Genomic DNA, 10192 nt, shown 5'->3' on the forward strand with positions numbered 1-10192 from the left:
TAAACTGCTTTGCCACTTCAAGTGCCTGTAAACGCGTCACGGCATAGCTGAAATCCGTCGCCTTGCCCATGTGGTCGGGGAATGTGTTTTCAACAAGCTTCATGACTGCCTGAGTAGTTTCATCCGGTTCCACAGTGTAGGGTTTAGGTGGCTGAACGTCTGCCGGCATGGACTTACGGTTATCGTGGTCAAAATTCCATTTGCCGCCAATTGGCTGGTCACCTTCCATAAGCAGACCGGTTTGTCTACGCATGTCACGGTAGAAATATTCCATGCGCCATTGTTTGCGTCCGTCTGCCCATTTACTGAATTGTTCAGGCGTTGAGATAAACCGATCGTCAGGACGGATCTCTACGCTCACGCCCAGTACTTGTTCCCACTGTTGCATACTTTTAAGCAGTCGGTATTCGCCAGGAAAAGTAACCACGACATGTTGCAAATTGTGCCGTTGAAGCGCTAATTTCACTTCATTCAGCAGTGAACCCTGGTTGTCTTCATCGTCATAGTAGCGATAAGCCACATTGAAGTTGGCATCGCGAAGCTGGTTGGCAAAATGGCGCATAGCAGAGAACAGCAAAACGATTTTCTTTTTGTGATGCTTTACGTAAGTGGCTTCTTCTCTTACTTCTGCAATAAGCACCACATCATTTTGCTTATCGCAGTCTGACAAACTGGAAATTTGCTCGTTTAGCTGGTCGCCCAATATGAGTCGTAATGCCGCCATTTACTTACCCTTTGTCTCTGCATAGGCATCCAGTGCGCGTTGCCTGCTGGCTTTTAGGTCAGCAATGGGTTTGGGATAGTTCTTGCCTAGCACAACGCCAGCGTGGGCCAGAATATTTGCTGGCGCGTCCCACGGCTTATGGATGTATTTGTCTGGCATGTTGGCGAGTTCCGGGCAGTATTTCTTCACGTACTCTCCGTGCTTGTCGAATTTCTCACCTTGCAATACCGGATTGAAAATACGGAAGTATGGCGCGGCGTCGGCACCGGAACCAGCCACCCATTGCCAACTGGCTGAGTTACTTGCTCTGTCTGCATCTAGCAGGCAATCCCAGAACCACCGCTCACCCTTACGCCAGTCTACCAATAAATTCTTAACCAGGAAGGAACCAACAATCATACGCACACGGTTGTGCATATAGCCGGTTTGCCATAATTCGCGCATGCCGGCGTCGACTATTGGAATGCCCGTTTGGCCTTTGGTCCATGCGGTAAACTCATCCTCTTTATTGCGCCAGGTAAAATGGTCAAACTGCCCGTTGAAGTTTTGTGTGGGCAATGACGGAAAATGGAACAACAAATAATAGCTGAATTCACGCCATCCTAACTCGCTGAGATAACAATCAAGATGTTTATTGTCAGGTTGCTCAAACGCATCGATAAGCGCATACCACACCTGATTCGGTGATATTTCGCCAAAATGCAGATGCGGCGAAAGCCGTGAGGTGCCTTTTACTGAAGGAATGTTTCGTTGATCCTCATACCCTGAGGCGGCGTTATGTATAAAATCGCTCAGGTGCTTCGCTGCGCCCTTTTCACCGGGTTGCCAGTGATTGGTGAAATCAGCTGCCCAGTCAAGTGTGGGCAACAAATTGAGTGACGAAAGGCTGCAACCTATATTCTCGACGCTGCTGTATGTAATTCGTTCGGGCGATGGGACGGGATAGCGTGGACTGGAAGCTTGTAAACAGCCTTTACGATAGTAGGGCGTAAATACTTTGTACACTCCCCCATCCTGTTTGCGAATGCTCATTGGCTCCCATAACAGTGATGCATTGAAACTGGAAACCGCGCAGCCTGTTTCTTTCAATGACTGTTTTATTTGCGTATCCCGCTCGATTGCCGCTGGCTCATAACAGCGGTTCCAGAACACCGCTTTTGCATCAAACTTTTCCACCAGTTCTGGAATCAGTTGTTTCGGATCCCCTTCAAAAAATTGCAGGTGGCCGTTCAGGCGATCGTTCAACGCGGTCAGGGAATGATGCAGCCACCAGTTTGCCGCACCACCGGGTTGTTCTTCGGCATCAATAGAGGTGTCTTTAATGTAGATAGGTACAACAGTACCGAAGTCATTTGCTGCTTGCAGTGCCGGGTTATCTTTTACGCGGAGATCTTGTCGAAACCAGACCAGGCTAACAGGTTGTGTCACGTCTTGTCCTTTAAAGTTATTGTTTTAGTCACTTTACAATACGTACAGACAGGCAAAACGATCGTCGTTAACCAACAAAAAAACAGTACGTGAAATCCGAAGTACACTTTACGTCGTATGACGGATATGAATACACATAATCAAACAGGTCTGTACTGGTTTCGGCACGACCTCAGACTTCACGACCAGCCAGCACTGGATGCGTTAGCAACACAGTGTGACAAGCTTATTTGCCTTTATATAGTCGACCCTGAATGGTTCAGCCCAACACCATACGGTACTACCTCTATCGGCCGGCATCGTCAGCAGTTTTTGTTCGAAACACTGGAGAGTTTGAATACTCAACTCCAAAGCCAGAACCAGTTGCTGCATGTCGTTGTGGGTCGTCCGGTAGAAACAATTCAGGCGTTAATCAAACAGCATCAGGTGTCGATTGTTGGCATCGGCGAATATCAGGGCTTTTATGAGCGCCAGCAAGTGCAACAAATACAGCAACTCAATGAAAACCTGAAGGTACTCTCTGCGCACAATGCAAGCTTGTTTACACCTGAATCGCTGCCGTTTTCACTTGAAAACATGCCTGACAGCTTTACGCCTTTTCGCAAAAAAGTAGAAAAGTACTCAACACCAGAAGAGATATATTCACCAGTCTCTTTTCTGCCCCCGCCACCAGTACTAGCGCAAACCGACTGGGAAGCATTACCTCTGCAACGCGGCACGATTTCGGCATTTCAAGGCGGGGAAGAGGCTGCGCTAAAGCAATTGCATTATTACCTGTTCGACAGTGGTCAGGTGTCGGTTTATAAAGAAACCCGTAACGGGCTGGATGGCTGGGATTATTCCAGTAAATTCTCTGCATGGCTTGCTCACGGCGCATTGTCTCCACGACAGGTGTATTCAGAGCTTAAACGCTATGAGCGAGAGCACATCGAGAATGACTCTACCTACTGGTTGTACTTCGAATTACTATGGCGTGAGTTCTTCTATTGGCAGCAGGCTAAACACGGCCGGAACTGGTTCAGACAAACGGGCATTAAAGGCAGAATACCGGAAAATACGCCAAATCCTCACACTATTAAACAATGGCAACAGGGGCAGACTGATAACCCCTATGTGAATGCCTGCATGACTCAATTAAACGCAACAGGCTACATGTCGAATCGCGGCAGACAGTGGGTTGCCAGCTATTTCGTGAATGAACTGGCTCAGGACTGGCGGTACGGTGCTGCGTATTTTGAGCAACAACTCATAGACTATGATGTTGGCGCAAATTGGGGAAACTGGCAATACCTTGCAGGTGTTGGCAGCGATCCTCGTGGACAACGCCAGTTTAATTTAGCCAAGCAAGCACAAATGTACGATCCTCATGGCGAATTCCTGGCCTTGTGGGGAGAAGGTGAATCAAGTGTGGCATAAAACCTCGCATCTAACGCTTGTGGTCTTTTAACCACTCGTTCAGCAGTTTTATTTGCCCGCATTTATAGGCTGCAAACATCAACCGGATGGAATTAGACAAGATCTCACTGTCGCTCCATCCGGTTTTTTGTTGGATTTCCTCATAGCAACTTAGTGCCTCAGGACTGACATATCCCCTAACCTGTTTCTTTCCCGCTTCCTTTTGGCGCTCGCGAAATCGTTTTTGCTTTTCTGCGTTTACCCGCGGATTCTTTTTCGGTTGTGTCATGAATTAGCTTTACACTCGATAGATGATGAATTTTGGTGTTATGCCGAGATGGCAAAGTGCACAACACGCCTTTTGCTTATTGTTTTATTGTAGCACGACGATAATATGCAAAAAAATTACTGTTCAGAGTTGTTTAGCTTACAAGTGTTCGCTAAATTACACGGGAATTTTTATTTCGATGGGAAAACAATGACAACTAAACAATCAAGTTTCACCAGAGAGGACTTGCTAGCCTGTAGTCGCGGTGAAATGTTTGGCCCGGGTAACAGTCAGTTACCGGCCCCGAATATGCTAATGATGGACCGTATTAATTTGATCGCTGAAGAAGGTGGCGAATTTGGTAAAGGTCAAATTATTGCTGAACTGGATATTACCCCTGACCTGTGGTTCTTCGATTGTCACTTCCCGGGCGATCCAGTAATGCCGGGTTGTCTGGGTCTTGATGCTATGTGGCAACTCGTCGGATTTTTCCTGGGCTGGAGTGGTGGTCCGGGTAAAGGTCGCGCACTGGGTGTTGGTGAAGTGAAGTTTACCGGTCAGATCTTACCGACAGCCAAAAAAGTAACTTACAAAATCCAAATGAAGCGCGTTGTTAAACGCCGTTTGTTTATGGGTCTGGCTGATGGCATTGTTGAAGTCGATGGCCGCGAGATTTATTCTGCAAAAGATTTGAAAGTTGGTCTGTTCCAGGACACCAGTTCTTTCTAATTCAGCGTCCGCTGTAATGTAAAAAGCCCCTTAATTGGGGCTTTTGACTAAAGAGATGTTAACGAACCGTCATTCCTAATTGACGGTCTTCCATGGCCTCTCTCCACCCACCTAACCACTGCGAGCGAGCATCACTCGCTTGAAACGGACAAATTTCCTTAGAGCGACCGCTGATTCCAGCTTGATAACCTTTTGCATGGGCGCGAGTCAGTTTATCTCTTTTCTGTCTTTTCATTGATTAGCCTCTTTAATTGGATTAAACCAGTGAACATATCCAGGCCAACGACTCAATTCTCGTGTTAATGCAGACGTGGCAATTAATTTGTTCACCTATAATGTGATAGTGCAAGTGGCCAAGTGGTTCAAGAAACTTTATTTGTATTTGCTATTGACAATTTATAAGCTAATGAAACGCTTTTGAATTTTATGTTACATTTTTTTTGCATAATTATTTCAGCTTTTAAAATCAAACGCTATAAGCACAATGTGACTTAATAATTAAGAAATTAGACCCAGTTATTAAGATCGCCGCGCATAAAAAAGCCCCGACTAAGCAGGGCTATTTTCATTCATAACGTACACGTTTATTTAGCGCGTCTGACACATCGTCTAAACAGCGCAAACACGCCTAAAGTCAGTAACGCAGAGAGTGGCAGCGAGGCACCCTTACGCTCATAGTTGTCTTCGTTCGACGCGTCACAATCCTCGACGTTTTGCGCGCCTGTTGGCGTTAGTTTTACTGCAATCACGCGAGTAACGTCATTGGTGTTACCTGCATTATCCAGAACCTCTTCACCATTGACATAAACCTGGGGGCTCAAGTACATGGCATTGGCAATGATTTCGTTATCGTCATTAATGTCGTTTGCCGTAACCAACGTATATTGCTCTTGTTGGTCACACGGTAACAAAGTATTCAGGTCGATGAATTCACCCACATTGATGTCATACATGAAGGCGCGCAACTGACGGTCTGTTTGAACGCTCGCGTCATACTCCCCTTCACCAACGATAATACCATTGTTGTTTATTGCTCTGGGATTAACGGCGGAAGTGGCAAAAAAACCATCCGGATAGATAGACTCTCCACTTTCGATGTTATAAGCAAACATCTGTTCTCGAGCTACGCCGTTATTCTCTCGTCTAACATTACCGACTACCCAGCCATCGTTATTGATTGCGTTTGCGCTACTCTGTAGGTTTTCATCCCTAGGCAGTAGTTCAACAACTTCACCATCCATAAAAGCGGTGGCTACAACACCTTGATATCGACCAGCGTTGCCACCAGGAATGGTATAAACTACGGCTTCACCGGTTGATGATTCACCTACTGCAATACCTTGATCGTTAATGTCATTCGCTTTGCTGTAATAGACAAATCGTGAGCTGTCATCTTCTTCTGGCGTAAAGACCATGCCATACGTTTGTGTATTAACAACATCGCCTTGTGTATCTAATTCCCATATAGTCGCTCTTGTCTGAGCAACTGAATTCAGGGTTGTTTCATTGGAGATTAAATTATACTGACATACCTCTACTGGTATATCGCCACGCTCTTCATCATCGTCACAGTTTTCTGCGGCAGTAATGTAATCATCTGAGAATACTGTACTGCTGTAACCGGCAACCTGTAACTGGTTGTTTATTGCGAATGCCTCGCCGAATCCGCCGAGCGGCTCTGTGGTGCTTGCTGGCAGAAATTTTGCCTCGCCATTAACCTGAACTATTGCCTGTTTAGGCAACGCATTAATAATAAATGTGTAATCAGTGCCGTCTTCATTCGTATAATCCAGCTCAAAAAACGCCCCATTACCGGTACCCACAAAGAAATCACCGTTAAGCGAATCGCGTATCAGGCTCAATGAACTGCGACTGTAGTCATCGAAATCTTCGCTGTAGACATCAAACCCAGGGATCAGATCTAGACCAACCATGTCTGTTTGATAGCTTCGTAACGTTTCGAGTTTCTGGCCAAGAATACTGCTTTGTCTCACTTGCAGAACATAGGAGTAAAGAATATTGTAATCAACATTACTAAAAACGCCCTGCTCCACGGCATCAGGATCTTCAAATTGCGCGGTAAAGAGTTCATTCTCAAAATCGAATAAGCTCAGGTCTATAGGCGGGTTGTATTCTACGGAAGTGTTTATTACCAACGTACCTGAGTTATCAATAGATTGAGCATAGTTTGCAAAAGATAAGTCCTGGGCTGGCGTTGGCGTTAGTGTGTACGTTGCTGCCGTTGCTGACATGCCGGTTGTGGCAAGGATTACTGCAGATGTAAGCTGTTTAAGTTTCATTCAAAATCCTGTTACTGCTGAGTACTATCCAGCAAGCTTTCTAATTCGTCCCATCGCGCATAAGCATGAGAAAGTTTTTCTTCTAGTGCCGCCAATTCGTTCAGTATGGCGGTGGTGGTTTCGCTATCCTGCTTAAAAAAGTCCGGGTCGTTCACGCGTTCTTGTTGTTGTTCAACCTGTTCTTCCAGCGATTCAATGGTCGCCGGGAGCGTCTCTAGTTCCCGTTGGTCTTTATAGGACAACTTTTTCGGCTTTTTAGCCGGTTGTTTTGCAATCGGACTATTATTTTCCGATTTAGTTTCATTCTTTACAGTTTTTGACGTGCCCGACAAGTAAATCGTCTTGCCTTGCTCGCTGTACCACTGCTCAATGTCGGTGTATCCACCCACAAATTCCTGAATAACGCCGTTGTCGGTAAACAACAAGCTGCTATTCACCACATTATCGACGAATTCCCTGTCGTGGCTTACCAGAATTACAGTGCCTGCGTAATTTAACAGGAGTGTTTCCAGCATCTCAAGCGTTTCCACGTCCAAATCATTGGTTGGTTCGTCGAGAATCAGTACATTGCTGGGTTTCAGCATCAGTTTTGCCAGCATTAAGCGGTTTTTCTCACCGCCAGACAGCGATTTAACCGGCGCATTTACCCGTTCCGGACTAAACAAATAATCCTGTAAATAGCTCATGACGTGGCGCGGATGCCCATTTACTGTCAGGTCGCGTTTGCCGTCTGCCACTACATCTATCACTGGCTTTTCTAAATCCAGCGCAATGCGATGCTGATCGAAGTACGCGACTTCGAGGTTTGCGCCCTGTCGGCAGCTGCCTGTATCTGGCGTTAACTGGCCTAATAAGAGTTTAATCAGGGTACTTTTACCACAGCCGTTAGGGCCAATTAATGCCAGTTTTTCACCGCGTAACACTGTTAAGTTCAGGTTACTCACAATGGTGTTGCCTTCAATGGCATAACTCAAATCGGTAGTTTCGAATACCAGCTTGCCGGAACGGTTGCCCTGGTGCTGTTGCATTGCAACATTACCAGACAACTCTCGACGCGCAGCCCGTTCCTCGCGCAATTTTTTAAGTGCCCGCACGCGCCCTTCATTGCGGGTTCTGCGCGCTTTAATACCCTGTCGGATCCACACTTCTTCCTGTGCCAGCTTGCGATCAAACTCAGCTTGCTGTGTTGCTTCAACCGCCAGATCGTGTTCTTTCTTTTCGAGGTATTGCTGGTAGTTGCCCGGGTAACTGGTAATCTGACCGCGGTCCAAATCAACAATACGTGTCGCCATCGCGCGTATAAACGCCCTGTCGTGGCTAATAAACACAATCGCGCCTTTGTACTGCTGGAGGCTTTGTTCTAACCATCGAATCATCTGCACGTCGAGATGGTTAGTGGGCTCGTCCAGCAACAGGATGTCAGGCGAGCGAACCAACGCTCTGGCCAACGCGGCTTTGCGTCGCCATCCACCGGATAACGTGGCTAAAGATGCGCTGCCGTCAAGTTGCAGCATGGTCAGCGTTTGTTCTATTTGTTGCTCAAATTGCCAGGCGTTGTGCGTATCCAGCTGTTCCTGATAGGTCTGTAATTTTTTGAGGTTTTGTTCGCTGGGATCGTCGGCCACTAACTGGGTACACTTAAAGTAACCTTTGAGGATGTCGCCCACTTCGGCTAATCCTTCGGCCACATAATCGAAAAGTGCGATATCGGTAGTTTGTGGCGGGTCCTGTTCCAAACGGGCCACAATGGTGTCGCGTTCGATAATTCGCTGGCCATCATCGGCAATAACATCACCGCTGATGACTTTCAGTAACGTAGACTTACCACTGCCGTTACGCCCTACGATACACACCCGTTCGCCTGGCTGGATGACCAGTTCAACGCCATCCAGTAAAGGCGGTGTGCCAAACAAAACTGATACGTTTTTTAATTGTAAAAGACTCACTGCAAAAATAACTCCAAATCCTGCAGGGAAAAAGGCCAGCCCAGTTCTGCATTGTTGTCTTCCCGTTTAAGTACGGGAATGCGCACTGCATACAAATGGTAGTGCTCCGGGTTCTCTCGAATATTGTACTCTGTGAGTGTTATTGACGACGCTTTACTGCTTTGACTGAGCAGTGCTTTCGCGTCGTCACACAAACTACATTGCGGGCCGGTGAAGAGTGCGATGTTCATGATTGCAGAATCCAGCACTGGTGAATATTACTGTGGCGCTTAAAGTCTTCCGGGATTGTCTGGGCAGAGATATCCTGCGCAGTGAGTCCCAGAGACGCCATCGCGTCGTTGTCGAGTTTAAAGCCTCGACGGTTATTCGAAAACATAATGGTGCCGCCGGGCTTCAGACAGCGTTTCGCCTGAGTGAGCAACATGACGTGGTCGCGCTGAACATCCCAGGTGGTATTCATACGCTTTGAATTAGAAAACGACGGTGGATCGATAAAGATAAAGTCATACTGACTGTTGTGCCCTGCCAGCCATTGTAAACAGTCAGCTTGGACAAACTGATAGGCGCCCGTGAGCTTATTCAGTTTAAAGTTGTCACGCGCCCAACTTATGTAGGTATTCGACATATCGACAGTAGTAACCGAGCGTGCACCGCCCAATGCGGCAAATACAGACACGCTGCCTGTGTATGAAAACAGGTTGAGAACGTCTTTGCCTTTCACACGCTTTTGCACTTCCTGGCGGGTGATACGATGATCCAGGAATAAGCCGGTATCCAGATAATCCGTCAGGTTGACGTAGAATTTCGCACCGTTTTCAAACACTACCTTGCGGTTACCAGTTTGATTTACTTTTTCGTACTGCTGTTTGCCTTTCTTCTGCTCACGCACTTTCAGCATGATCTGTCTGGCGGGCACTTCGGTCACTGCCGGTAGGTATAGCAACACTTCCTGAAGTCGGCGTTTGGCTTTTTCCGCATCAATGGACTTAGGTGGTGCATATTCTTGCACAACCAGACAGTCGTCATACACGTCGATCGCTACGTTGTACTCTGGCAAATCAGCGTCGTAAATGCGGTAACAGTTGGTGTTTGCTTTTTTAATAAACGGCTTGAGCTTTTTCAGGTTCTTTTTCAAACGGTTGGCAAAATCGTTGTCCTGACTGTCGGAGTACTGCTGACAATTCGCTTCATCCAACGCGTAATTCACCAGTTTACATTCGAGTTTACCGTTCATCAGGCTGTATTCTTTGCCAGCCCGCAGCTTCAGTAACCGCAACAGCTCACGATTACTACTGAGCAGCGACATATTCCAGCCCTGCCAATGTTGTTTAAGCTGTTGCCCCCACTGCGAAAACAACGGGATCAAGGTGGTCATTTCGCCCAGTCGTTCACCGTATGGTGG

The 10192-nt window shown here is 46.9% G+C and carries 10 protein-coding genes; 2 read left to right on the top strand and 8 right to left on the bottom strand.

What is annotated here, in order from left to right:
- Together AC4MRN_RS16380 and AC4MRN_RS16385 are read right to left on the bottom strand one after the other, a co-directional pair.
- Positions 1 to 724, bottom strand: a 724-nt coding sequence (locus AC4MRN_RS16380) for a cryptochrome/photolyase family protein (protein ID WP_491203881.1), incomplete at its 3' end; no start/stop codon positions are given.
- The gene (locus tag AC4MRN_RS16385) at positions 725 to 2152 is read right to left on the bottom strand and encodes a cryptochrome/photolyase family protein (protein ID WP_491203882.1); all 1428 of its coding nucleotides are present in this window, start codon (positions 2150 to 2152) and stop codon (positions 725 to 727) included.
- 126 nt (positions 2153 to 2278) lie between these two features.
- Here AC4MRN_RS16385 and AC4MRN_RS16390 point away from each other — a divergent pair, with 126 nt between their 5' ends.
- Entirely contained in the window at positions 2279 to 3568 is a 1290-nt protein-coding gene (locus AC4MRN_RS16390; RefSeq protein WP_491203883.1) for a DASH family cryptochrome, read from the top strand.
- A gap of 10 nt (positions 3569 to 3578) precedes the next feature.
- Here AC4MRN_RS16390 and AC4MRN_RS16395 read toward each other — a convergent pair whose 3' ends face one another.
- On the bottom strand, positions 3579 to 3836 hold the full coding sequence (locus AC4MRN_RS16395) for a RepB family protein (RefSeq protein ID WP_073324538.1): 258 nt from the start codon (positions 3834 to 3836) through the stop codon (positions 3579 to 3581).
- A gap of 189 nt (positions 3837 to 4025) precedes the next feature.
- Here AC4MRN_RS16395 and fabA point away from each other — a divergent pair, with 189 nt between their 5' ends.
- On the top strand, positions 4026 to 4544 hold the full coding sequence (gene fabA, locus AC4MRN_RS16400) for a 3-hydroxyacyl-[acyl-carrier-protein] dehydratase FabA (RefSeq protein WP_073324837.1): 519 nt from the start codon (positions 4026 to 4028) through the stop codon (positions 4542 to 4544).
- Positions 4545 to 4602: 58 nt separating this feature from the next.
- Here fabA and rmf read toward each other — a convergent pair whose 3' ends face one another.
- The 5 genes from rmf to rlmKL form a co-directional block, all read right to left on the bottom strand.
- Entirely contained in the window at positions 4603 to 4779 is a 177-nt protein-coding gene (gene rmf, locus AC4MRN_RS16405; RefSeq protein ID WP_073324537.1) for a ribosome modulation factor, read from the bottom strand.
- A 349-nt stretch (positions 4780 to 5128) separates the two neighbouring features.
- Positions 5129 to 6844, bottom strand: a complete 1716-nt coding sequence (locus tag AC4MRN_RS16410; protein ID WP_155014849.1) for a DUF3466 family protein — start codon at positions 6842 to 6844, stop codon at positions 5129 to 5131.
- Between the two features lie 11 nt (positions 6845 to 6855).
- A complete protein-coding gene (gene uup / locus AC4MRN_RS16415) occupies positions 6856 to 8790 on the bottom strand; it encodes an ATP-binding cassette ATPase Uup (RefSeq protein WP_491203884.1) in 1935 nt (644 codons plus the stop codon).
- On the bottom strand, positions 8787 to 9020 hold the full coding sequence (locus tag AC4MRN_RS16420; protein WP_073324534.1) for a glutaredoxin family protein: 234 nt from the start codon (positions 9018 to 9020) through the stop codon (positions 8787 to 8789). The genes uup and AC4MRN_RS16420 overlap by 4 nt, the downstream gene beginning before the upstream one ends.
- Positions 9017 to 10192, bottom strand: a 1176-nt coding sequence (rlmKL, locus tag AC4MRN_RS16425) for a bifunctional 23S rRNA (guanine(2069)-N(7))-methyltransferase RlmK/23S rRNA (guanine(2445)-N(2))-methyltransferase RlmL (protein ID WP_491203885.1), incomplete at its 5' end; no start/stop codon positions are given. The genes rlmKL and AC4MRN_RS16420, both read right to left, overlap by 4 nt.

It is taken from the genome of Marisediminitalea sp. (assembly GCF_984433645.1).